The 23,925-nt window shown below is 31.2% G+C and carries 24 protein-coding genes and 1 pseudogene; 4 read left to right on the top strand and 21 right to left on the bottom strand.

The window, feature by feature from the left end:
• Positions 1–497: 497 nt before the first annotated feature.
• Together gndA and KA856_RS06825 are read right to left on the bottom strand one after the other, a co-directional pair.
• Entirely contained in the window at positions 498–1,907 is a 1,410-nt protein-coding gene (gene gndA / locus KA856_RS06830; protein WP_107385326.1) for an NADP-dependent phosphogluconate dehydrogenase, read from the bottom strand.
• Positions 1,908–1,975: 68 nt separating this feature from the next.
• Positions 1,976–3,115: a M20/M25/M40 family metallo-hydrolase gene (locus tag KA856_RS06825; RefSeq protein ID WP_119535957.1), complete on the bottom strand. Its 1,140-nt coding sequence runs from the start codon at positions 3,113–3,115 to the stop codon at positions 1,976–1,978.
• Between the two features lie 210 nt (positions 3,116–3,325).
• On the opposite strand from KA856_RS06825, the pseudogene KA856_RS06820 reads away from it, so the two are divergent.
• A pseudogene (locus KA856_RS06820) lies at positions 3,326–3,415 on the top strand (hypothetical protein); the annotation flags it as partial.
• 501 nt (positions 3,416–3,916) lie between these two features.
• On the opposite strand, the gene KA856_RS06815 reads toward KA856_RS06820, so the two are convergent.
• From KA856_RS06815 to KA856_RS06730, 18 genes are all read right to left on the bottom strand, one after another.
• A complete protein-coding gene (locus KA856_RS06815) occupies positions 3,917–4,912 on the bottom strand; it encodes an aromatic acid exporter family protein (RefSeq protein ID WP_107385023.1) in 996 nt (331 codons plus the stop codon).
• A 12-nt stretch (positions 4,913–4,924) separates the two neighbouring features.
• Complete coding sequence (gene brxB, locus KA856_RS06810; RefSeq protein WP_107385022.1) at positions 4,925–5,362, bottom strand: bacilliredoxin BrxB; 438 nt, start codon at positions 5,360–5,362, stop codon at positions 4,925–4,927.
• Between the two features lie 214 nt (positions 5,363–5,576).
• Complete coding sequence (locus KA856_RS06805; protein WP_119535955.1) at positions 5,577–6,857, bottom strand: dihydrolipoamide acetyltransferase family protein; 1,281 nt, start codon at positions 6,855–6,857, stop codon at positions 5,577–5,579.
• Between the two features lie 12 nt (positions 6,858–6,869).
• The gene (locus KA856_RS06800; protein WP_107385020.1) at positions 6,870–7,853 is read right to left on the bottom strand and encodes an alpha-ketoacid dehydrogenase subunit beta; all 984 of its coding nucleotides are present in this window, start codon (positions 7,851–7,853) and stop codon (positions 6,870–6,872) included.
• Complete coding sequence (locus tag KA856_RS06795; protein ID WP_107386594.1) at positions 7,846–8,844, bottom strand: thiamine pyrophosphate-dependent dehydrogenase E1 component subunit alpha; 999 nt, start codon at positions 8,842–8,844, stop codon at positions 7,846–7,848. Before KA856_RS06795 ends, KA856_RS06800 begins: the two co-directional genes overlap by 8 nt.
• A 16-nt stretch (positions 8,845–8,860) precedes the next feature.
• Complete coding sequence (gene lpdA, locus KA856_RS06790; RefSeq protein ID WP_107386595.1) at positions 8,861–10,282, bottom strand: dihydrolipoyl dehydrogenase; 1,422 nt, start codon at positions 10,280–10,282, stop codon at positions 8,861–8,863.
• 466 nt (positions 10,283–10,748) lie between these two features.
• Positions 10,749–11,657: a phosphate acyltransferase gene (locus KA856_RS06785; protein WP_119535937.1), complete on the bottom strand. Its 909-nt coding sequence runs from the start codon at positions 11,655–11,657 to the stop codon at positions 10,749–10,751.
• A gap of 76 nt (positions 11,658–11,733) precedes the next feature.
• Entirely contained in the window at positions 11,734–13,410 is a 1,677-nt protein-coding gene (recN, locus tag KA856_RS06780; RefSeq protein ID WP_107385016.1) for a DNA repair protein RecN, read from the bottom strand.
• 20 nt (positions 13,411–13,430) lie between these two features.
• Positions 13,431–13,883: a transcriptional regulator AhrC/ArgR gene (ahrC, locus tag KA856_RS06775; protein WP_019468379.1), complete on the bottom strand. Its 453-nt coding sequence runs from the start codon at positions 13,881–13,883 to the stop codon at positions 13,431–13,433.
• Positions 13,884–14,192: 309 nt separating this feature from the next.
• Entirely contained in the window at positions 14,193–15,080 is an 888-nt protein-coding gene (locus tag KA856_RS06770; RefSeq protein ID WP_107505164.1) for a polyprenyl synthetase family protein, read from the bottom strand.
• Positions 15,067–15,312 carry an exodeoxyribonuclease VII small subunit gene (locus KA856_RS06765; RefSeq protein ID WP_107385149.1) on the bottom strand — a complete coding sequence of 82 codons (246 nt, stop codon included), beginning with the start codon at positions 15,310–15,312 and terminating at the stop codon, positions 15,067–15,069. The genes KA856_RS06770 and KA856_RS06765 overlap by 14 nt, the downstream gene beginning before the upstream one ends.
• Positions 15,302–16,642 carry an exodeoxyribonuclease VII large subunit gene (gene xseA, locus KA856_RS06760; protein WP_107385148.1) on the bottom strand — a complete coding sequence of 447 codons (1,341 nt, stop codon included), beginning with the start codon at positions 16,640–16,642 and terminating at the stop codon, positions 15,302–15,304. Before xseA ends, KA856_RS06765 begins: the two co-directional genes overlap by 11 nt.
• Positions 16,643–16,656: 14 nt before the next feature.
• Positions 16,657–17,043 carry a transcription antitermination factor NusB gene (gene nusB / locus KA856_RS06755; protein WP_019468383.1) on the bottom strand — a complete coding sequence of 129 codons (387 nt, stop codon included), beginning with the start codon at positions 17,041–17,043 and terminating at the stop codon, positions 16,657–16,659.
• 113 nt (positions 17,044–17,156) lie between these two features.
• Entirely contained in the window at positions 17,157–17,519 is a 363-nt protein-coding gene (locus tag KA856_RS06750) for an Asp23/Gls24 family envelope stress response protein (protein WP_071560408.1), read from the bottom strand.
• 21 nt (positions 17,520–17,540) lie between these two features.
• Positions 17,541–18,890, bottom strand: a complete 1,350-nt coding sequence (accC, locus tag KA856_RS06745) for an acetyl-CoA carboxylase biotin carboxylase subunit (protein ID WP_107385147.1) — start codon at positions 18,888–18,890, stop codon at positions 17,541–17,543.
• The gene (gene accB, locus KA856_RS06740; RefSeq protein ID WP_107385146.1) at positions 18,890–19,363 is read right to left on the bottom strand and encodes an acetyl-CoA carboxylase biotin carboxyl carrier protein; all 474 of its coding nucleotides are present in this window, start codon (positions 19,361–19,363) and stop codon (positions 18,890–18,892) included. The genes accC and accB overlap by 1 nt, the downstream gene beginning before the upstream one ends.
• 252 nt (positions 19,364–19,615) lie before the next feature.
• The gene (efp, locus tag KA856_RS06735; protein WP_019468387.1) at positions 19,616–20,173 is read right to left on the bottom strand and encodes an elongation factor P; all 558 of its coding nucleotides are present in this window, start codon (positions 20,171–20,173) and stop codon (positions 19,616–19,618) included.
• 27 nt (positions 20,174–20,200) lie between these two features.
• Complete coding sequence (locus tag KA856_RS06730; protein ID WP_119535936.1) at positions 20,201–21,259, bottom strand: M24 family metallopeptidase; 1,059 nt, start codon at positions 21,257–21,259, stop codon at positions 20,201–20,203.
• Positions 21,260–21,362: 103 nt separating this feature from the next.
• On the opposite strand from KA856_RS06730, the gene KA856_RS06725 reads away from it, so the two are divergent.
• A complete protein-coding gene (locus KA856_RS06725; RefSeq protein WP_107505163.1) occupies positions 21,363–21,944 on the top strand; it encodes a hypothetical protein in 582 nt (193 codons plus the stop codon).
• A gap of 27 nt (positions 21,945–21,971) precedes the next feature.
• Positions 21,972–22,190, top strand: a complete 219-nt coding sequence (locus KA856_RS06720) for an SA1362 family protein (protein WP_107521411.1) — start codon at positions 21,972–21,974, stop codon at positions 22,188–22,190.
• Between the two features lie 102 nt (positions 22,191–22,292).
• Here KA856_RS06720 and KA856_RS06715 read toward each other — a convergent pair whose 3' ends face one another.
• Positions 22,293–23,123 (bottom strand): lipoate--protein ligase family protein, encoded by an 831-nt coding sequence (locus tag KA856_RS06715; RefSeq protein ID WP_107385152.1) that lies wholly within the window; start codon positions 23,121–23,123, stop codon positions 22,293–22,295.
• Between the two features lie 173 nt (positions 23,124–23,296).
• Here KA856_RS06715 and KA856_RS06710 point away from each other — a divergent pair, with 173 nt between their 5' ends.
• Positions 23,297–23,683: a rhodanese-like domain-containing protein gene (locus KA856_RS06710; RefSeq protein ID WP_107385153.1), complete on the top strand. Its 387-nt coding sequence runs from the start codon at positions 23,297–23,299 to the stop codon at positions 23,681–23,683.
• Positions 23,684–23,925: the final 242 nt, after the last annotated feature.

The raw sequence follows: 23,925 nt of genomic DNA, 5'->3' as shown, positions 1-23,925 counted from the left end.
CAAATGACTATATTTATTATTTTTGAAAAAGCATATAGATAATTGATAAAACAATATAATGTTAAAAAATTAGTAACTTATATTAATAATTATTACTCGAAAGCAAGTGAAATGGGAGAAACAACAATCTCATGTTTAAAATATTAAGATAACTTTATGAAAATGCTTTCTATTTTGACTATGCATGCTTGCCTCGGGATATGATTTACATAATCCGAGTCTGTAGTATCTATCTCTTAACACACCACTACGCGTCAGTAGGTTACAAAACGTAGAAATTATTATGTATTTATGATACGAGAAAAAACACTTCCGTATAAATTCATTTTTTATTATGAATTCAACGAAAGTGTTTTAATTTCACTCCATTATTTGAAGTTATTATATAATTATTCTAATGAAATTATATAATTTAAAGTCTGAATTGTGTATATCTCTGACAATTTTTAGGTCTTCTAAGTTAGTTATTCAAAACTGACCATTATAATATATCTAAATTATTCTTCAATCCATTGTGTATGGAAAATACCAGAACGATCTTTACGTTCATAAGTATGTGCACCAAAGTAATCACGTTGTGCTTGGATTAAGTTTGCTGGTAGATTTTCTGAACGATAACTATCATAGTAGTTAATACTTGCAGAAAAACCTGGTGTCGGAACGCCATTTTGTACGCCTGTTGCAACAACGTCACGTAAAGCTTCTTGATAATTCGTAACGATATCTTTGAAATAAGGATCTAATAGTAAGTTTTGTAGATCGCTATCATTATCGTATGCTTCTTTAATTTTTTGTAAAAATTGAGCACGGATAATGCAACCTTCACGCCATATCATAGCAAGTTCACCAAGTTGAAGGTTCCATGCATTGTCTTCACTAGCTTTTCTCATTTGAGCAAAACCTTGTGCATAAGAACAAATTTTACTCATGTAAAGTGCTTTACGGATTTTTTCAAGGAATGCTTCCTTATCACCTTCAAATTTTGCATTTGGTCCATTTAATTGTTTTGAAGCATTTACACGTTCTTCTTTAATTGAAGAAATAAAACGAGCAAATACTGACTCAGTGATAATTGTTAAAGGTATTCCTAATTCTAAAGCATTTATAGATGTCCATTTACCAGTACCTTTTTGGCCAGCTGTATCTAATATTTGTTCAACTAATGGACCATTCGTTTCATCATCTAATTTATTGAAAATATCACCAGTAATTTCTATTAAATAACTTGATAATTCACCAGCATTCCAATCTTTAAATGTTTGAGCAATATCTTTATGTGACATACCTAGCAAGTCTTTCATCATTGCATAACTTTCTGCAATTAATTGCATGTCAGCATATTCTATACCATTATGAACCATTTTAACGTAATGACCAGCACCATTTGGACCAATATAAGCTACACATGGTGCACCATCTTTTGCTTTTGCTGATATAGCTTCTAATATATGACTCACTTTATTAAAAGCTGCTTCTTGTCCGCCGGGCATAAGTGAAGGTCCAGTCAATGCACCAACTTCACCGCCAGATACACCCATACCAATAAAGTTAACACCACTTTCAGCTAAAGCTTTGTTTCGTCTGATTGTATCTTGATAATTTGTATTACCGCCATCAATTAAAATATCGTCATCATCTAATAATGGTAATAGAGTATCAATTGTTGCGTCTGTCGCTGTACCAGCTTTTACCATTAATAAAATTTTACGGGGTTTTTCTAAGGAATTTACAAATTCTTCCATTGAATATGTTGGATGTATGTTTTTTCCTTCAGATTCTTTTACCATTTCATCTGTTTTTTCTGAAGAACGGTTAAAAACTGATACGCTGTATCCGCGTGATTCAATATTCCAAGCAAGGTTTTTACCCATTACGGCTAAACCTACTACACCTATTTGTTGTGTCATTTAACTAACCTCTCTTATTAAAGTTTTCTAGTACATTGTATCACAAAGGTATCTTTAGATTCACTTAATCAGTTTATAGATTGTTTAATAACCACATCGTTGATACCTAAAAGTTGATTAGCTAACTGATTTAAAGATTTAATTGATATTCTTTCTTCTGTAGTGTGAATGTTTTCATAACCGACACCTAAAATGACTGTAGGTATACCAAGTTGATTGATTATATTACCATCTGATCCGCCACCAGCAATGACGGTATTTGCTTCTAAACCTAAAGATAAAGCGCTAGATTTTGCTATAGAAGTAACCGTTGCATCATCAGAAATTTTAAATCCTGGATAACTTTTGATGATTTCTACTTCTGCATGACAATGGTACTTTTTTGCAGTTGTTTCAAATACAGATTTCATATGATTCACTTGTTTGATAATACTTTCATCTGAATGCGAACGTGCTTCTGCATTTAATGTTACTTTTTCAGCCACAATATTGGTAGCTGATCCACCTTCAAAGCGACCGATATTAGCTGTAGTATATTCATCTATTCGACCTAAGTTCATCTCACTAATTGCTTTTGCTGCTACATTAATTGCGCTAATCCCATGGTTAGGCGTACTGGCGTGTGCTGTTTTTCCAAATATTGTGGCATTCAGTTTCATTTGTGTTGGCGCACCTACTACTGTTGTACCGACTGGAACACTTGCATCAATCGCAAAGCCATAATTTGCATCTAGTAAAGTTTTATCTATAGCTTTCGCACCCTCTAAACCTATTTCTTCTCCTACAGTTAAAATAAATTGTATTTGACCATGAGGCAAATTTTGTTCGTTAATGACACGGATAAATTCTATAATAGCTGCTAAACCTGCTTTATCATCTGCGCCTAAAATTGTAGTTCCATCTGAGTATATGTATCCATCTTCTTTTACAGTTGGTACAATTTTTTGACCTGGTACAACTGTATCCATGTGACTTGTAAAATATATTTTCTCAAGATGCTCAAAATTTGGAGTAGCCTTTAATGTGCATATTAAATTATTAGCACCTAATGCTTCATTTTGAATACTCGCTTTGTCTTCACTGATATCTATATTTTGTTGCTCCATCAATTTTTTTAAATGGTTTTGTATAGTTTGTTCATTTCCACTTTCTGAATCAATTTGAACGAGTGTTAAAAATGTCTCTAATAGACGTTTTTCATTTATCATATTTATCCCCTTTTCTATAATCACAATTTATTTTAGTTTACATAAGTTTAAAGTTTAGTAAAACAAATATGTTTATACGTGTTAGACTTGTTATGTTATAATATACATTGATAAAATAAAGATACTTAAAATTATTGTGGATGCTTCAAAGTACAATAATGATTAATAAAACGCATTGGATATATTATGGAGGAATAAAGATTGAATAACAATAAAGTGCTTAGATTTATAATTGTAGTTATGTTGGTAGCAGTAGTACTTGCATTAATCTTGACAAGTATAGTTCCTTTAACGAATTAAAATCAAAGCTTAACTTTTAAAAATTTTTTCTATCGGATTGAGACATAAATCCGTTAAAAATAGCACTTAGATGATTTAATTCATTTCATCTGAGTGCTTCTTTTTTATTCCATACTTCGTATTGTAGGCTCACTTTCTTAGGCGACAGCTTTAGCTTGTAGTCTTCAGCTTGTCCTGTTCCCTCAAGCGTCTCGCCAAAATACGTCGCATTTATATGTGTTTGTCACGACATGTTAATGAAATCGTTGAAACTATCCCTGCAAATGTATTCGATGTATTCAAATATCATCGTGGTAATACATCATATCATCAACCGTAATCAAAACAATAATGAAAAAGACAATTTCTATGTTATTTTAATAGAAATTGTCTTTTTTCACTAGTCCAAGAACTTTATATCACAAGCTCTTTTTCTGTACAATTTTAATTAAAATGGCCTAGGTATAAAGAAAATAGATGTCATTCTCTTAACTAGGCCAAGGTGATTATTATTTATGCTTTCTATGAAAAAATTGTTGATTTTGTATCTTTATGTAATTTTAAGGATCCAAATTGTGATTTAACTTCTAAATATTCTTCTAATTCATTGAGTAGTTGTTTAATACTTGCTCTAGTTCTAAATGAAGCATGTGTTTTTGGTAACTCTAATTGTTCTAACTCTATTTTAATTTCATAGAGAGAATGCAATCGTAACACTGTATAGTCATTACTATTTACGTTATGAGCCACTTCCAAAAATAAACTGCTGATTTTAGTTAACAGCATATCTTTCGTTTCAATGTTTTGTATCATTTTAGACATTCTTTCAAGTAGTTCTAACTGCTCTTCTCTCATATCAAAATAATGATAGTAAGAATTTTCATTACGTACGAAATGATTTTTAACATCTCTAAATGCAATTGATTTTGCCTTTTGAATCGTAAGTTGTAACTGGTTGAAAGAAATATTTAATGAAGCATTGGGTTCTTTACAATTATTACTAAATGTTTCAAAAATTGTTGTAAATTGATTTTCTATTTCTTCTTTATATTGTTTAAGTTTAAAGTCTAGGCTAGGCATGATTAAATTCATTATGAATGCAATACCAAGGCCCACAATTAATAATAAAATTTCATTGATAAACAAGTGCATGTCAATCACTTCAGCATTAAATACATGCAGCAAAATGACACAACTTGTAACTACGCCTTCCTGTACTTTGAATACAACAGTGAGCGGTATAAAAAATAATACGATTAGACCTAAAATAATAGCATTTTGACCGAAGTAACTGAAAGCTATTGACCCTATTATAAGGATTAATATACAAGATACAAATCTTGATATAATCGCTTGAAGTGAATGCACTTTGGTATGTTTAATACAAAGCACTACTAAAATGGCACTAGAAGCAAAATTATCTAATCCCATTAATTTAGCAATGATAATTCCTAGTGCCATACCTACAGCAGTTTTAATTGTTCTGAATCCGATTCGATATGGATTTAATCGCATCATCGGTGTCAACCTCTATCTTTCATCACAATAAGTATCAAATAAATTTTGTAATTGATTAATAACGTCCATCACATCATGGCCTTCGATTTGATGACGTTCTATCATTTGTGTGATTTCACCATTTTTTATTAATGCAAATGATGGGCTTGATGGTGCGTATCCTTTAAAATAATCTCTTGCTTGTTGTGTAGCTTCTTTGTCTTGTCCAGCAAACACTGTCACTAGTCTGTCTGGTAATTTATCATAATGTAAAGCGTGCGTAGCTGCTGGTCTAGCAATCCCACCAGCACAACCACAAACTGAATTAACCATAACAAGTGATGTACCTTCTTGACTTAACACTTTATCAACTTCATCTGCTGTTGTTAATTGTTCATAACCCGCTTCCTCAATTTCATTTCTTGCTTGGCTTACTACATCATTCATATATAAATCAAAATTTAAATCCATATTCAAATCACCTTTCATTATCAATTTATTAATTTCATTTTACTAATATATAGACAATAGTTCAACATGTGTGTTTAATGAGAAAGTAAGTTCGCTTTTCGTGAAATGCTTGAACAATAGTTATTTAAAAAAATAAGTTAGAAATCAAAATAATCAAATTTGATTTCTAACTTACCATTTTCATATAAATTACCATTTGTTTATACTATAAAAACTAGTAAATACTTGTATTTTCTATAGAGTATTGCTCAATTCTTGTCTTAACGAAATTCATAAATCTACCTGCTTGCAAACCATCTAATATACGATGATCAATAGAAATACATAGATTAACCATGTGTCTAATAGCTATCATATCATCAATAACAACGGGCTTTTTGATGATGGATTCAATTTGCAGTATAGCGGCTTCTGGGTGATTGATAATACCCATAGATGATACTGAGCCAAATGTACCAGTATTATTGACCGTAAATGTACCACCTTGCATATCTTCAGATTTTAATTTTTTATTACGTGCTTTTTGTGCTAAATCATTTATTTCTCTAGCAATGCCTTTTAAGGATTTTTCATCTGCATTTTTGATTACAGGAACATATAATTTTTCTTCATCAGCTACTGCAATTGAAATGTTGACATCTTTATGCATAACTATTTCGGAATTTTGCCAACTACTATTGAGTAAAGGATATGCTTTTAATCCTTCTGCAACCGCCTTTACAAAGAACGCAAAATAAGTAAGGTTATAACCTTCATTTTCTTTGAAACTATTTTTATGATAATTTCTTGTTTTAACTAAGTTTGTAGCATCTGCCTCAACCATCATCCAAGCATGTGGGATTTCATTAACACTGTTCACCATATTTTCAGCTATTTGTTTGCGAACACCATTTACTGGAATTGCAGAGCCAGGAGATGGTTCGTTATATTGAACTTGCTTATTGACTTTAGGAGAGTCTTTAGGAGCGATGATTTCTGAACCTAATTTATTAGTACCTTCTTTGATTACTTTCTCTATATCTTTTTTGGTTACTCTACCTTCAAAGCCAGTCCCTTTGACTTGTGAAAGGTCGATTTGATGTTCAGACGCAAGTTTAAATACTACCGGTGAAAAGCGTCCGTTATTTTTCGGAAGATTATCTGACGCATCAGTCGTGCTATCATTTACATTAGAGGAATCAACCATAGTTTGTGTTGATTCTGATGTATATTCATCTTGTTCATTTGTAGTATTATTATCGGTATTTTCATTGGATACTTCTTCCTCAGTATCTAAATAACAAATTACTTCACCAACTTCTACTGTTGTACCTTCCTCCACAATAATTTCGCGGATTGTACCAGCGTATGATGAAGGCACTTCTGCAGTTACTTTATCCGTAATAACCTCACAAAGTGGGTCATACTCTTCTACTTTATCGCCTACTGAAACGAGCCATTGTTCTATTGTGCCCTCATGCACACTTTCTCCGAGTTTAGGCATTTTTATTTCCATCATTGTGCCTCCTTAAAATTCTGCGAGTTCACGCATTTTAATTTTTATCTTATCTGGATTAATCATAAACTCATCTTCGAGTGTTGGTGCAAATGGCATTGAAGGAACATCTGGTCCAGCAAGTCTCATTATCGGTGCATCTAAATCAAACAGACAATTTTCAGCAATAATTGCAGCAACTTCAGATATGATACTACCTTCTAGGTTATCTTCAGTGACCAATAAAACCTTACCTGTTAATTTAGCTCTCTCAATAATCGTTTCTTTATCTAAAGGATAGACTGTGCGTAAATCAACTACTTCAACATTTATATCATCTTCAGCAAGCATATCAGCTGCTTGAATACAGTAATTGACACAAAGACCATAAGTAAATACAGTAATATCGTCGCCTTCACGCTTAACATCAGCTTTACCAATTGGCACTGTATAATACGATTCTGGCACTTCTTCTTTAAGTAAGCGATAAGCTTTTTTATGTTCGAAATATAATACTGGGTCATTTGATTCGATTGATGCTAATAATAAGCCTTTCGCATCATATGGTGTGGACGGAATAACAATTGTGAGCCCCGGCGTAGAAGCAAAAATGGATTCAACACTTTGTGAATGATAAAGTGCACCATGTATGCCTCCACCAAATGGAGAACGAATAGTAATAGGACAATGCCAATCATTATTAGAGCGGTATCTCATTTTTGCTGCTTCACTCATAATTTGATTCGTTGCAGGTAAAATATATTCAGCAAATTGAATTTCTGCAACTGGTCGTTTACCTAACATAGCAGCACCAATACTAGTACCCACAATATTCGATTCTGCAAGTGGTGTATCTAACACTCTTGCTTCTCCATATTTTTGCTGTAAACCTAATGTGACACCAAACACGCCACCTTTTTTACCAACATCCTCACCTAATACAAAAACGTCATTGTCTTTTTCCATTGCTTGATCTAGGCCTTGATGAATTGCTTCTAAATAAGATAATTTAGCCATTATTTAAGCTCCCTTCTTCGTAGACATATGTGTAAGTTTCTTCTGGTGATGGATAAGGAGCTTTTTCAGCTTCTTTTGTTGCTTGATTTACAATCTCTTTATGTTCTTTTTCTATTTCATCCAACCATTGTTCATCAATGATACCTTCTTCTAATAAAAAAGATTTGAATTTTAGGTTGCAGTCTAATGATTTTAACCCATCACGTTCTTCTTGTGTACGATACTTGTCATCATCATCTGATGAGTGTGCAGTCATTCTTGTACACATTGCTTCGATTAATGTCGATCCCTCTCCATTCAATGCGCGTTCTCGTGCTTCTTTCATTACTTTATACATTGCTATTGGATCATTACCATCGACATGCTCGCCATGCATACCATAACCAATAGCGCGATCAGATAATTTTTCTGCACCATATTGTAGCGTGTCGGGTACTGAAATTGCATATTTGTTGTTTTCAATCACGCAAATAAATGGAAGATTGTGAACACCAGCAAAATTGAGACCTTCATGAAAATCACCTTGGTTTGAACTACCTTCTCCCACAGTTGCCATAGCAATATTAGGCTTATTATCCATCTTTAATGCTAATGCAGCACCTACAGCGTGTAATATTTGTGTGCCAACAGGAGAACTTTGTGATAATATACCTTTTTCTCTTTTTCCAAAATGAGAAGGCATCTGTTTCCCACCGGAATTTATATCATCACGTTTACCGAATGCAGCTAGCATTGAGTCTAATGCTGTCATACCCATATAAGTTACAAACGCTAAATCTCTATAATAAGGTGAAGATATGTCTCCCTCATGCATAGCATATGCCATACCTATTTGTGTCGCCTCTTGCCCCTGGCAGCTTATGACAAATGGGATTTTCCCAGCACGGTTTAAAAGCCACATGCGCTCATCTATTTTACGACCTAAGTCCATCCATTTATACATGGTTTGTAAGTCAGACGCTTCAAGTCCAACTGATTTATAATCAAACATCTTATTTCCTCCTTATTTAAACATGAATCGATCTGTTTTCAACTTTTAAGCCTAACTCCATTAACACTTCAGACAGCGATGGATGAGCATGAGTAGTTAATCCAAGTTCTAGAGTGGAGCCATTCATAAATTGCATTAATGATACTTCATTAATTAATTCTGTTACATGTGGACCAATCATATTAAGTCCAAGTACAGTATCATTATCCTGATCGATTATGATTTCACAAAAGCCATTTTGATTTGTAACATTTTCTATAACAGCTTTGCCGATTGCTTTAAACGGAACTTTAAAGGCTTTTGCATTAAGCTTATTAGATTTTGCTTGTTCTAAATTTTGCCCAATACTTGCAACTTCAGGTTGCGTATAAACACATTTTGGCATTTTATCATAGTCAACTGATATTGGTGAAGCATCAAACATATGGTCAATTGCTGTTATGCCTTCTTTGGATCCTACATGTGCGAGTTGTAATTTACCGATACAATCACCTGCAGCATATATATGTTTGTCTTCAGTTTGTTGATATTCATTTACAATTATATGATTGGCATCTGATAATTTTATTTTTGTATTATTTAAGCCAATATCATCCGTATTGGGCTTTCTACCAATTGCGACTAAGCATTTTTCAAAATGAGTCGTTTCATCATTCAATAAAATATTGATACCAGAGTCTTCAATTGAAACTTGTTCTTTTGATAGTTGTGTATTTTCATAAAATTTCACACCACGTTGTATTAAATCATTTTTTAATGTATTTGCGATGGATTTACTTTCAGTCGGTAAGATTCGTTTACCTGCTTCTATGACAACTACTTCAACCCCAAAATCCGTCATTAAAGATGCGAATTCTAAACCTATGACACCTCCACCAATGATCGCAAGTGATTGGGGTAATTTATCTAGTTTTAATATATCGTCACTGGATAGCACAGTGTTTCCATCAAATGGTAAAAAGGGTAAAGGCATTGGAGATGAACCGGTACAGATTAATACATTATTATTTGGAATTAATTCTGATTCACCATTTTCGTATTCTACTGAAATAGTACCGCTTTGAGGTGAGAAAATAGATGGACCTAATATTCGTCCCACCCCATTAAATACATCAATTTTATTATGATTCATAAGTTGTTCAACACCTTTGAACATTTGTTGGACAACTTCATTTTTACGTGCTTGAATTCGTGAAAAATTTAATTTAAATGCATCTACATCTACACCAAATCCACTCGAATTTGCTACTGTTCTTAATACATCAGCTGATTTCAAAAGTGCTTTTGTTGGTATGCATCCTTTATGTAAACATGTGCCGCCTAAAAGTGACTTTTCTACAAGTGCAACTTTTTTCCCTAATTGAGATGCTCTAATTGCTGACACATACCCAGCAGTGCCCCCACCTAAAATTACTAAATCATATTTTTCGTCTGCCATATTTTTACTCCTAACTGTAATCTTAGTACTATGTCAATAATCATATTTAAACAAAAAATTTAGCAAAGTAATTGAAAATCAATATACAATATAAAAATCAAATTCATAACAAATTTTAATTTTTTATTAAACTAAATTGTTTGATATTAATTATTTTAAACATGCGAATAAAATCACCTTTGAGTTTTAAAAGTGATTTCAATGCGTGTTTTTAAAATTTCTAAAATCCTTTATTTTTCAAATGCTTTAATTTTATATTTTAAAAGAATTGTCTAGATAATGAAATATTGATGGTTACTATGATTACAATAAGTCTTTTATAGAAAAATCGTATGCTTCATACTTTATTTAAATACAAGCGCAAAAGAAATAGTTTTCTATTAATTTATATCCTTTACTATCTTACATCAAAATTCAATATTATAAAATTAATAACCTAAATAATAGTGTAAAAATTCAAATATAATTAGAAGTTAAATTTATTTTGTGATTTCAAAGCAAGTAATAAAGAGTTTAATTTATTTTGTTTACTTTCTGTCCTAGATGTGAAAACAATAGGGAATTTTGCTCCGAGTAACAAACTAGAAACAGAAGCATTTCCAAAATAAGTTAAAGATTTTAACAATGCACTCCCAACATCTATATTGGAAACTAGAAGTGCATCAACGTTACCAGCAATACTAGATGTATTATTTTTTTCAATTGCTCTTTTTTTACTGATTGCATGATCAAAAAGAATGGGTCCGTCTATTTTCGCATCTGTATCAGATGTTCGATTGAAAATATTTTTTAATTTTTCAGCATCTATAGATGACAAAATCTTTTTAGATGCTTGTTCTACTGAAGATAATAAACCTATGTTAAATTCATCATAACCTAGTGCTTTGCTGAAAGTAGTTAAATTTTTAATGATTTGTTTTTTTTCTTCAATTGTCGGAGCTACATTATATGCAACGTCACTAATCATTAACGTTTTGTGATAATTAGGAATACTAAAGCACGCAACATGATTTAAAAAGCCATATTGATCTATAAAGTTTTTATTGCTTAAAACAAAAGAAATCATTGATGTGGCTTTCATTTTTCCTTTCATTAAAACAGTAACTTTTCCTTGTGATAGATCTTCTGAACATTGTTTTAGTAATTGGTAATCACTTGAAAATGATAGCACATGAATCCTATTCAAGATTTGGGGTTCTAAATCAAAAGAACGTATGATTTCCGTAGTGTCTTGGGTATCATAAATAAAAATATCTATGTTAGTTAATTTTAATGCTTTAACTAATACTGCTATCATTTTTTCATCATTTGCATATAAAACCGCTACATTTCCAGTCATTGTTTCACATGGTTCAACTAATTGTTGGAATCGCATAAAATCAACATCCTTCACTGATTATTTATCAAATTCAGCTAGCACTAAAAATAACAATAATGAATTTAAATTTTTATTATAAATTGTGATTCTGTTCTATCATTTCCTTAGCATTTTGTTTGGTTAATTTTGTCACAGTAGCGCCTGAAATCATTCTCGCTACTTCATCGATACGCTCTTCTCCTGTCAATTCTTTAACTTGTGTTGTTGTTCTTTCATCATCTGTATTTTTACTAATAAATAAATGATGGTCACTCATTGATGCAACTTGTGGTAGATGCGAGATGCATATCACTTGAATGTGTTCAGCCAGTCCTTTCATTTTTTCTGCCATTTTTTGAGCAGCCTTACCAGACACACCAGAATCTACTTCATCAAATAAAATGGCTGTTTGGCCTCTAGTTTTTACAAAGATAGTTTTTAGCGCTAACATAATTCTGGACAATTCTCCTCCAGAAGCTATTTTATTTAAGCTTTTTAAAGGTTCGCCTTTATTTGGACTGATTAAAAACTCTACAAATTCTATACCTTCTCGATTAGGTGTGTCTAATGGTTTAAATGAAATTTCTAAATTAGCATCGTTCATCTGCAGGTTTTGGATTTCATCTACAATATGATTACGCAAAGATTGAGCGACAATTCTTCTTTCTTGTGATAACTTTTCCCCTAATTCCATAACATTTTTATATAAATCATCTATTTCTTGACGTAATTGAGCTGTACTTTCTTCATAATTTTCAATCTTATTAATTTCGTCAGCCATTTTATCTTGATACATAATAAGTTCATTGATATCTTTACCATATTTACGCTTTAAACTATTTAATAAATTCATCCTAGATTCTAATTCATTTAAATATTGTTCATCAAATTCTGTATTCGTTAAATCATCGTATAATTGATGTTTAGCGTCCTCAAGTGTGTAATAAAACTGGTCGACATCTTCTTTTAGTTCATCGTATTTTTCTGGTAAAATTTCACTGATTGATTGTAATTGATGACTCAATTCGTATAAACGGTCTGTAATAGCATGCTCATCCGTTAATGTAATATGTGCATTGTTTAACGCTAAACTTAGACTTTCGGAATTTTGAATACGTTTGATATCAGTTTCAAGTTGTGGGACTTCGTTTTCAATAAGATTCGCTTCTTGTAATTCATCATATTGAAATTTCAACAAGTCTAACCTTTGTAATAATGCTTGATCAGCAGACTCTAAATCGGCTAATTCTTTTTTCTTAGCTTTATATTTATCAAAAGTATCAACATACGATTCAAGTAGCGTTTGATATGTATTTTCAGCATAACTATCTAATAAATGTAAATGATATTTTTGTTTTAATAAAGTTTGTGTTTCATGTTGGCCATGTATATCTAGTAATTCTTGCATTATTTTTCGCAAATCTTGTAAAGTAACTGTTTGATTATTAACTCTACAAATACTCTTACCAGAGCTGAATATTTCTCTTTTTACTAATAAAAAGTCCTCATCTATATCGATTGATAAATCATGAAGTATTGAAATGGCTTCTTTACTATTATCAATATCAAAGATACCTTCAATCACTGCTTTTTTCTCACCGTGTCTAACATAGTTTGATGATGCACGCATGCCAATTAGTTGCCCAATTGCGTCTATAATAATTGATTTACCAGCACCAGTTTCACCACTTAAAACAGTTAAGCCATCACCAAAATTCACTTCTAATTCATCTATAATTGCGAATTGTTTAATCGATAAGGTTTGTAGCATTCATAATCACTTCCTTATACTTATAGTAAATTAAAGATACGCGTTTTAATTTTTTCGCTTGCAGATTCATCTCTGCATATAATTAAACAAGTATCATCACCACAAATTGTGCCTAGCACTTCATCCCAGTCTATTTGATCTAGGATTGCTCCAATTGATTGAGCGTTACCAGGTAATGTTTTAAGTACTAAAAGATTTCCTGTACCATCAATGTTTACAAATGAATCCATTAAATAACGACCAAGTTTTTCTAATGGATGATATTTTCTGTCATTAGGTAAACTATAAACATATTGACCAGAAGGTGTAGGTACCTTAATTAATTGTAATTCTTTAATGTCACGAGAAACAGTTGCTTGAGTTACATTTAACTCATATTCATTTAAACGCTTTACCAATTCATCTTGTGTTTCAATTTTTTCATTAGATATAATTTCTCTTATTTTAATATGTCTTACTGATTTTTTTGCCATGTGTAGCACCTCTATAAACGAATATTTATACAATGATTTTAACACATGGATGATGATACTACTACTAAAGTTAATCTAATTGAAATACTTTTATTCACTGTTATATATACTGCTTGCCTATTTTCTTAGATTGTTTAATATTGCACATACTTCTATTTTATACTGCTAATACTGTTACAATTTTAGTAGCAAATGAATATTTATTTATAAAATTATAAATTCTTATAAATAAAAAATCATGCTACGATCAGTAGCATGACTTAATATTTGAAATAATATAAAAGTATCAAAAACAGTTAATAAGTTTTTTTAAGATTCTCTATTATTAAATAATTCAATTATAAATTTTAGATTACTTGTGTCATACTGCTCAGGTAAACGAGCTAAACAAGCATATGCAGATTCAGTATGTGACTTTAACTTCTCTTCTGCACCATTTTGTCCTAACAATGAAACGTAAGTACTTTTATCATTTTCGATATCACTACCTGTAGCTTTTCCTAGTTTTGCTTCATCACCGTAAATATCTAATAAATCATCTTTTATTTGGAACATTAATCCTAAATGTTCACTATATGATTCTAATAAACTGGCGACATTGGTTTCGGGCTCAGCAATATCTACTGCAGCCATTACAGCAAATTTTAATAACGCTCCTGTTTTAGCATGATGTATATGTTCTAAAGTATTCAGGTCTACTGCAGATCCTTCACCTTCGCTTTGCATATCTAGTGTTTGACCGCCCACCATACCTAAATGTCCACTTGCAGATGACAAGCGCTTGATAAGTTTTACTTTAACATCATCTTTCAGATTGTCATCATTAATAATAATATCAAAAGCTTTTGTGAGCAATGCGTCACCAGCAAGTATTGCTTTCCATTCACCATACACTTTATGATTTGTCAATTTACCTCTTCGATAGTCATCATTATCCATTGCAGGTAAATCATCATGAATAAGAGAATACGTATGTACCATTTCTAATCCAAGTGCTGAAGAATAGCCAAGTTTGTAATCCTTTGCTAACATGTCCAGTGTTAATAAAAGTAAAACAGGCCTAATTCGTTTGCCACCTGCTTCTAACGAATATCTCATACTATTTTCTAAATCTGTATTTAGTGATGAATTCGGAATTGATTTTTGCAATAATTTATTTATTTCATCAGTTAAATTGTCAATTTTATGATTCATCATGATTTTCTTCCTTTTCAGTTTCTTCATCGCCTTCAACATTTTCTTCAGACATAAGTTCATTCACTTTTTTTTCAGCATTTTTCAATGTTTCATCACAATTTGCTGATAATGTCATACCTCGTTGATATAAGTTTAAAGATTCTTCTAAAGAAACATTTTCATTATCTAATTTTTGAACTATATTTTCTAATTCTTTCATCATTTCTTCAAAACTTTGTGATTTATTCGTCATCATTACACCTTACTTTCATAACTTGTGCATCAACAGAACCGTCTTTCATTGTTAATACAATATTATCATTTTCAGTTAAATCACTCGTGCTCGTTACTATCTTATCCTCTTTATTCACAATCGTATAACCACGTAACATTGTATTGGTTGGACTAAGATTATTCAAATTCTCTATTTTATTAGTTAAATTATTTCTTTGTTTTACAATGAGGTGATTCATTAATTTTACAAGATTCGTTTGTTGTTGATTGATCGTTGTTTGTTCTCTCTGAATACTTTGTTTGAAATGTTTTAAGTTGAAATTCTGTTTTATTAATTGCAGTTTTTGTACCTGTTGATTAACTTTAAAGTTTATTGCTAAATTAAGTTGTTTTTCTAAATCATCACGTTTTTGAATCTGTTGATCATATAACAAAGTTGGCGTTTTAAATTTATAGTATGAAGCAACATGTTGTAGATACTGTTTTCGATGTTGAATTTGTTGTTTCATAAACCTAGTTAGAGAAAATTTTTGTTGTTGAATATATTGTCTTAATTCATATTGATCAGGTGTAGCCATCACTGCTGCTTGTGTAGGTGTTGCTGCACGTGCATCTGCTACGAAATCACTAAGTGTAAAGTCTGTTTCGTGACCTACTGCTGATATAATTGGTGTTTCACATGTATAAATCGCTTTTACAACATCTTCTTCATTGAAGTTCCATAAATCTTCTATAGAACCACCACCACGCCCAATTATAATAGTATCTACATTTAATTCATCAGCTTGTTTTATTTTTTCAATGATATCATGCTTAGCCTGCTCACCTTGTACTAAAGTATTAATTTGAATTTGTTCAACTAAAGGATATCGACTATTGATAGTTGTATGGATATCCCTTATTGCTGCACCAGTACCTGCAGTCAACACAGCAATTTTTTCAGGAAACTTAGGAATCATTTTCTTGTGGTTTTGATCAAAATACCCATCTTTAGTTAATTTCTTTTTTAATTGTTCTAATTTTTGATATAAATTACCAATGCCATCTATATGCATTTTATTAACATAAACTTGATAATTGCCACGTCTTTCATATACAGAAACACGTGCTTCTAAAAGCACTTCGTCACCTTCTTTAGGCTCGAAGTCAATTTTTGAAGCATTTCCTTTAAACATCATTGCACTGATTACACTATTTTTATCTTTAACATTAAAATAAAGATGACCACTACTATGTTTTTTAAAGTTAGAAAGCTCGCCTTTGAGCAATACATTTTGTAGGTGTGGATCCTGATCAAATTTATATTTAATATATTTAGTTAAAGCTGACACACTTAAATAATCTGACATATTATATCACTCTTTTATTCAATATTACTTAATACACCATTGATGAACTTATAATGATCATCATCACTAAATTGTTTTGCTAATTCAACTGCTTCATTGATGATTACTTTTTGTGGCGTTTCGCTATTTAACAACTCAAAAGTTGACATTCTTAATATGATACGGTCAGATTTTAATAACCTGTCGATCGTCCAATCTTTTAAATGTGGCGCAATTTTGTTATCTAACACAGATTCATGATCTTTTACACCAGTAACTAGCCAATTAATAAAATCAAATTCTAAATCTGGATTATCATCTTTAATAAAACTAATTGCTTCATCAATCGTTAAATCACTATTTTTCATTTCTAATTGAAATAGTGTTTGAAAGGCTTGTGTTCTTGATTCTTTTCGACTCATTATAAACTCCTTTTAGCATTGTACGCTTTATGACTAATATAAAATAGAATTTTGTTAATCACTTGATTATGGAACTCCTGTTTTATGACTACATTAAAGTCATAGTGCTATTTTTAATTTGTAGATACGATATGTGTAATGTGAACATTAATTTGACTTGGTATGATGGTTGTCATCGTAGATAATGAGTTATAAATGGCATTTTGTATTTTTCTTGCAGTTTCTGAGATATTAATGCCGTATGAAAATGAACAATAAACATCTATATGAATACCATCATCTTTTGTATCTACTTTAATGCCACGTGCTAATTGTTTTTTTGTAACTTTTTCAACACTTAAGTCTTTAATTTCTTTAAAGTGTCCTTCTAAGCCTTTTATTTCTGAGGTTGCTATACTAGCTATAACAGTCAAAACCTCAGGTGCTATTTCTATTTTTCCTAAATTGGAATGTGATGATTCTGCTACTTTGACCATTTCACAAACCTCCTATTTAGATTATTCATCCATTATATTATATGTTTCTAAGAAGTTAGTATTAAATTTACCACTTCTAAATATATCGTTATTTAAAAGTCGAATATGGAACGGAATTGTAGTGTCAATTCCTAATACTAAATATTCACCTAACGCTCTCAATCCAGTCATAATTGCTTCATCTCTCGATGGTTCATGAACAATTAATTTTGCTACCATAGAATCATAATATGGAGGGATTGTATAATTAGTATAACATGCGGATTCGATTCTTACTCCAAAACCACCTGGTGCTAGATACTGTGTAATCTTTCCTGGTGAAGGCATAAAGTTTTTATATGGATTTTCGGCGTTAATCCTAAATTCGATTGCGTGTCCTTTGATTTCAATATCTTTTTGTGTGAATGGTAATTTTTCACCCATTGCAACTTTAAGTTGCAGTTTTACTAAATCAATACCAGTTACCATTTCTGTAACGGGGTGCTCTACCTGAATACGCGTATTCATTTCCATGAAATAAAATTCATTAGTGTTTAAATCATAAATGAATTCAATAGTACCAGCATTTTCATAATTAACAGCTTTTGCTGCTCGTACTGCTGCATTACCCATTTCTTGTCTTTTAGCATCAGTTAAGATTGGAGATGGTGCTTCTTCCACAAGTTTTTGCATACGTCTTTGTATTGTACAATCTCGCTCTCCTAAATGGATGACGTTACCATAACTATCTCCCATCACTTGTATTTCAATATGTCTAAAGTTTTCTATAAATTTTTCAAGATACAAGCCACTATTACCAAAAGCAGTTTCTGCTTCTTGTTGCGTCATTTTGAAGCCAGTTTCCAATTCTTTTTCATCACGTGCGACACGTATACCTTTACCACCACCGCCTGCAGTAGCTTTGATAATAACAGGATAACCTATATCTTTTGCAATTTTCTTAGCTTCTTTAATGTCTTTAACTAATCCTTCACTGCCAGGAACTACAGGTACTTCAGCACGCTTCATTTCTTCTTTAGCTACGTCTTTAATACCCATTTTTTGAATTGATTCATAACTTGGACCAATAAATTTAAGTTGACAAGCTTCACAAAGTTCAGCAAAATCGCCATTTTCTGCTAAAAAACCATATCCAGGGTGAACACCATCACATCCTGTAGAAGTCGCAATGGATAAAATATTAGGGATATTTAGGTAAGAATCTTTAGATTGAGTGGGACCGACACAATATGCTTCATCAGCAATTTGAGTATGTAATGCATCTTTGTCTCCCTCAGAATATATTGCTACAGTTTGTAATCCTAAATCGTGACATGCACGTATAATTCTTACAGCAATTTCCCCTCTATTTGCTATTAAAATTTTATTCATTATTTCACCTTAAATAACGGTTGGCCATACTCTACCATTTGACCGTCTTCTACAAGTATTTCAGTAATTTCCCCTGTGACTTCTGCTTGTATTTCATTGAATAATTTCATAGCTTCCAAAATACATACAGTGGATTCGTTTGAAACAGAATCTCCTACTTGAACATATGGACTTTCTTCCGGTGAAGGTGATTTATAAAACGTACCAACCATCGGTGCATTTATTGTTTTCAAGTTATCATTTTCCTGAGAAGAACTTGTCTCTTCAGAACTTTGAGCATCGAGTTGATTTGATACAGCCGATTGTTGTGGTGCAATTTGTTGCATCGGTTGTTGTGAAACTTGAGGTGTAATAATCTCAGTTTCTTTCTCTTTTTTTAAATTAACTATATTCCCTTTATCTTCTATATTAATTTCAGTCAAGCTGGATTGATCAAGAATTTCAATTAATTCTTTAATTTCTTTAAAATTCATAAATACTGACTCCTTCAGATTGTTTTCATTACCTAGTTTATTTTACTTTAGTGAAATGTTCAATTCAAGCATATACATATTTTCTATTATAACTCATTAATTACTATATTTAATCAATGGTTAACGATTATTTGTGTCAAGGTTATTTTCAGTTTATTCTTAAATAACAAAAGCCCTTCCATTTAAATAATTGGAAAGGCTTTTAAGTAATTTGCAAGATACTGTAGTCATATTATGTGTGAAGTTGATGAATTAAGCTCTTGATACGTAACTACCATCGCTAGTGTTAATTACTAAAGTATCTCCTTCATTAACAAATAGTGGCACATTTAATGTATAACCTGTTTCAACTGTTGCAGACTTTGTAGCACCGGTAGCAGTATCACCTTTAATACCTGGTTCTGTTTCTGTGACTGTAAGTTCAACGTTTTTAGGTAATTCAACACCTAAAGTTTCATTTTCATAACTTTGAATTTGAACTTCCATATTTGCTTTTAAGAAATTTAATTCATGTTCTAAATAATCAGCAGATAATTCAATTTGATCAAATGTTTGATTATCCATGAAAACATGTGTATCACCATCAGCGTATAAATATTGCATACGGCGATTTTCGATCATAGCAGTTTCAACTTTTTCTCCGCCTCTAAATGTTTTCTCTTGGATAGCACCTGTTCTTAAATTACGTAATTTAGAACGTACAAATGCAGCACCTTTTCCTGGTTTTACGTGTTGGAAATCTAAAACTTTCCAAATTCCATTATCTACAGAAATTGTTAAACCTGTTTTAAAATCATTAACCGAAATCATTCAGTTTCCTCCTTAATATAAGGTCTTCTATAAAATAATAAGGTCTTTAGACGATTTAGTAAAGCGTTCGCAACCATTTTCTGTAATTAATATATCATCTTCAATACGCACGCCACCAATTCCATCTAAATATATACCGGGTTCAATTGTAACACAATTATTTAACTCTAATGGAGATTCAGATTTTTTAGATAAATTTGGACCTTCGTGTACATCTAATCCAATACCATGGCCCAGTGAATGACCAAACGCTTCACCATATCCTTTTTCAGTGATATAATCTCTTGCAACTGCATCAAGTTCTTTTGCGGTCATCCCTTTTTTAGCTGCTTCAATTCCTTTTAAATTTGCTTGTAATACAATTTGATATATTTCTTTTAACTGAGCATCCGGTTCGCCTATAGCAAAAGTACGAGTAATATCTGAGGCATATCCATTGTAATAAGCACCATAATCTAAGGTGATTAATTCTCCTTGGTTAATTACTTTATCACTTGCTACGCCATGTGGGAGCGCCCCTCTGACTCCAGAGGCAACAATTGTATTAAAAGATGGACCTTCTGAACCTAATTCGAGCATTTTACTTTCTAATTTTGCTTTCAGCTCAAGTTCTGTCATTCCTGCTTTAGCAACTGTTAAAATATACTCATAAGCATCATCAACAATTTGAGCAGCCTTTTGAATATTTGCTATTTCTTGTTCATCTTTGACTTCTCTGATTTTTTCAATTAATCCAGAAATACTTATTAAACTAATATAAGATTTACTTAACTGTAAATAAGTATCATAGCTCACTAAATTACCTTCAAAACCAACATTTTGCACATTTAATTCTTCAAGTGTTGATTTAATAGATTCTATCAATTGCCCCTGTTGCTTAATTACTTTAAAATCAGCAGCCTGAGTAGTCGCTTGTTCTATGTATCTGAAATCAGTAAGTAATAGTTTTTCTTCATTTGTAATAATTAGTGCGCCACTGGTTCCAGTGAATCCAGATAAGTAACGTCTATTATAATCAGATAAAACGATAATTGCTTCTAAATGTTTTGTTTTTAGAGCAGCTTTTAATTTATCTATTCTATTCAACAGTAATCACCCTATTCAATAAATTTGTACATTTCCAATATATACATTAAAATGATAGCATAATTAATGTACAAATTTATAGTTTTTGAATTAGGAGAGAGTTATGAAGAAAAAATTATTCGCTATTTTAAGCGCTTCGTGTATACTCGCTGGGTGTGGGAGCCAAAATTTAGGGCCATTAGAAGAGAAAACAACAAAACTACGTGATGAAAATCATAAATTAAAAAGTAATATTCAAGATTTAAAATTAGAAATAAAAAAAGAAAAAACAAATATTACTGCATTAGAAAAAGATAAAAACAATATTAAGAATGCAAAAAGTAATAAAAATAAGCTGAATCATATTAAAGCGTCTTCTGAATATTATCAAGATGTCGCAAAAGCAATTGATGATTATAATAATATTGAAGATGAGGTTTCAAAAAATAAACAAAGTGAAAAAACTCAAAACAAATTAACAGATATTACTAATAAAATTGATGCTGCTTTTTCTACATATAAAAATAAAATTGATAAAGATAAAATGAATGATGAAGATAAAAAGAAACATAAAAGTATTACTAAATTAAACAAATCATTAGATTCAGCTATGAGTGATATAAGGGATGGTTATAACGAAAAAGATAAGAAGAAACTTAATAAAGGTCAAACTACTTTATCAAAAGTAAGTATAAGTAATGAGTAACGTGACATATAAATAGGAGTGTTTATTTTGAAACAAGCAATATTCTATATCGTAATCGCAATTGCATTAGTTGGTTTAATACTTAACTTAGATGCATTTATATTTAGTTTTGTAAAAATGGCCATCAGTTTAGCTGTTTTTGCAGGTATTATTTATTTAATTTACTATTTTTTCTTTTTAACAGAAGATCAAAGAAAATATAAGCGTGCCCAAAGAAAGTATAGAAAAAGAAATAAAAAAAAATAATGTTAAACTTTTAAAGTTTAACATTATCGAAAAATCAAAGCATTTACCCTACAATATTTGAAATTAATTGTGTGGGTAAATGCTTTTTTATAAAGAATAAAATTATTTTCGATAAGTCCATTCTGATGATTGGTACTTTTCAATTAATGCTTCAACTTCTTCATTTTGTTGAGTGGTTAATTCTAAAGGTTTTAAATTAATATTTAATCCTTTTTTGAATCCACTTTCGAATGCGCTTTCCATTTCATCTATAGTGATGTAACGGTCAGATATATCATTAATTGCTACTGCTTTATCAACAAAAGCTTGTTTCATTTTTTCTTTCAAACGGTCATTTTTAAATATAAACATATCAAACAAATCATCGATATCTATATCTTGTAACAATGAACCATGTTGCAGAATAACACCTTTTTGTCTCATTTGAGCACTTCCTGCAATTTTACGTCCTTCTACAACTAATTCATACCAGCTCGAAGCATCGAAACAAACTGCACTTCTTGGTTGTTTTAATTTAGACCTTTCTTCTTTGGATCGTGGAATAGCAAAAGAGGCATTAAAACCTAATGTTTTGAATCCTTCAAGTAAACCCTCAGAAATGACCCTATAAGCTTCTGTAACCGTTTTGGGCATATTCGGATGCGATTCTGGTACAATAACACTATAAGTTAATTCTTTGTCATGTAAGACCCCTCTGCCACCTGTTTGTCTTCTAACAAGGCCGTAACCTTTTTCTGCCACCTTGTCTATATCAATTTCTTTAGTCAATCTTTGAAAGTAGCCAACTGAAAGTGTAGCTGGATCCCATGTGTAAAATCTTATTACTGGGTCAATCTCACCTCTAGAAACAAAATTTAATAACGCTTCATCCATTGCCATATTGTAAAATGGATCATTACTACCCGTGTTGATAAAATGCCATGTTTCAGTCACAATCAAAACTCCATTCATTAAAATTAAATTGTGATAACATCTAATGTGTGTTATCGTTTTCAATAATTGTACAAAAATGTCAGTATTATGTAATTATCATGATAAAAATATTTTGATAATTTGTGCTAACAGTCTTATAATATATAATATCGGTTAATTAGGGAGGATGCAAGATGAGTAATTTTTGGTTTATAGCTTTAGCAATTTTAATAATAATCGTCGCTTATATGTTGTTCAATAGATATTTGAACAAAAAAGCGGTAACAGAATTAAACCAAAATGAATTCCATAATGGTTTACGAAAAGCTCAAGTGATTGATGTGAGAGAAAAAGTAGACTATGATTATGGTCATATTAATGGTGCTCGTAACATTCCAATCACAATGTTTAAACAAAGATATCAGGGATTGAGAACGGATCAACCAATCTATCTTTGTGACGCGAATGGTATTGCCAGTTATCGTGCCGCTAGAATATTAAAAAAGAACGGATATAAAGATATATTCATGCTTAAAGGCGGATATAAAAAATGGACTGGTAAAATCAAATCAAAAAAGTAAATGGTTAAATAAACATTTAAAAATTGAGCTATTAGTTATTTTACTAATAGCTCAATTTTTTTAATAATATATTCCAATAAAGCAGTGAGAGTATTAATTGGAAAATAAGCTATGTCATCTTAGTATAATTGCAAGATGAGAGCCTACAAAATTATAATTACAACCATATATGCTTACACGATTAACGTTTTACATCGATCACAAAGAGGACTAATCCATATTAAAATGGATTAGTCCTCTAT

Source organism: Staphylococcus sp. GDB9P120P (assembly GCF_017893435.1).
Classification (GTDB): domain Bacteria; phylum Bacillota; class Bacilli; order Staphylococcales; family Staphylococcaceae; genus Staphylococcus; species Staphylococcus cohnii.
This window is presented reverse-complemented; position numbering and strand designations above follow the sequence as displayed.

Bases quoted from the DNA above. Each gene is read 5' to 3' on its own strand.
- gndA (WP_107385326.1), bottom strand. From the start codon at position 1,907: ATGACACAACAAATAGGTGTAGTAGGTTTAGCCGTAATGGGTAAAAAC.
- KA856_RS06825 (WP_119535957.1), bottom strand. From the start codon at position 3,115: ATGATAAATGAAAAACGTCTATTAGAGACATTTTTAACACTCGTTCAA.
- KA856_RS06815 (WP_107385023.1), bottom strand. From the start codon at position 4,912: ATGATGCGATTAAATCCATATCGAATCGGATTCAGAACAATTAAAACT.
- brxB (WP_107385022.1), bottom strand. From the start codon at position 5,362: ATGGATTTAAATTTTGATTTATATATGAATGATGTAGTAAGCCAAGCA.
- KA856_RS06805 (WP_119535955.1), bottom strand. From the start codon at position 6,857: ATGGAAATAAAAATGCCTAAACTCGGAGAAAGTGTGCATGAGGGCACA.
- KA856_RS06800 (WP_107385020.1), bottom strand. From the start codon at position 7,853: ATGGCTAAATTATCTTATTTAGAAGCAATTCATCAAGGCCTAGATCAA.
- KA856_RS06795 (WP_107386594.1), bottom strand. From the start codon at position 8,844: ATGTTTGATTATAAATCAGTTGGACTTGAAGCGTCTGACTTACAAACC.
- lpdA (WP_107386595.1), bottom strand. From the start codon at position 10,282: ATGGCAGACGAAAAATATGATTTAGTAATTTTAGGTGGGGGCACTGCT.
- KA856_RS06785 (WP_119535937.1), bottom strand. From the start codon at position 11,657: ATGCGATTCCAACAATTAGTTGAACCATGTGAAACAATGACTGGAAAT.
- recN (WP_107385016.1), bottom strand. From the start codon at position 13,410: ATGCTACAAACCTTATCGATTAAACAATTCGCAATTATAGATGAATTA.
- ahrC (WP_019468379.1), bottom strand. From the start codon at position 13,883: ATGGCAAAAAAATCAGTAAGACATATTAAAATAAGAGAAATTATATCT.
- KA856_RS06770 (WP_107505164.1), bottom strand. From the start codon at position 15,080: ATGATGAATCATAAAATTGACAATTTAACTGATGAAATAAATAAATTA.
- KA856_RS06765 (WP_107385149.1), bottom strand. From the start codon at position 15,312: ATGACGAATAAATCACAAAGTTTTGAAGAAATGATGAAAGAATTAGAA.
- xseA (WP_107385148.1), bottom strand. From the start codon at position 16,642: ATGTCAGATTATTTAAGTGTGTCAGCTTTAACTAAATATATTAAATAT.
- nusB (WP_019468383.1), bottom strand. From the start codon at position 17,043: ATGAGTCGAAAAGAATCAAGAACACAAGCCTTTCAAACACTATTTCAA.
- KA856_RS06750 (WP_071560408.1), bottom strand. From the start codon at position 17,519: ATGGTCAAAGTAGCAGAATCATCACATTCCAATTTAGGAAAAATAGAA.
- accC (WP_107385147.1), bottom strand. From the start codon at position 18,890: ATGAATAAAATTTTAATAGCAAATAGAGGGGAAATTGCTGTAAGAATT.
- accB (WP_107385146.1), bottom strand. From the start codon at position 19,363: ATGAATTTTAAAGAAATTAAAGAATTAATTGAAATTCTTGATCAATCC.
- efp (WP_019468387.1), bottom strand. From the start codon at position 20,173: ATGATTTCGGTTAATGATTTTAAAACAGGTTTAACAATTTCTGTAGAT.
- KA856_RS06725 (WP_107505163.1), top strand. From the start codon at position 21,363: ATGAAGAAAAAATTATTCGCTATTTTAAGCGCTTCGTGTATACTCGCT.
- KA856_RS06710 (WP_107385153.1), top strand. From the start codon at position 23,297: ATGAGTAATTTTTGGTTTATAGCTTTAGCAATTTTAATAATAATCGTC.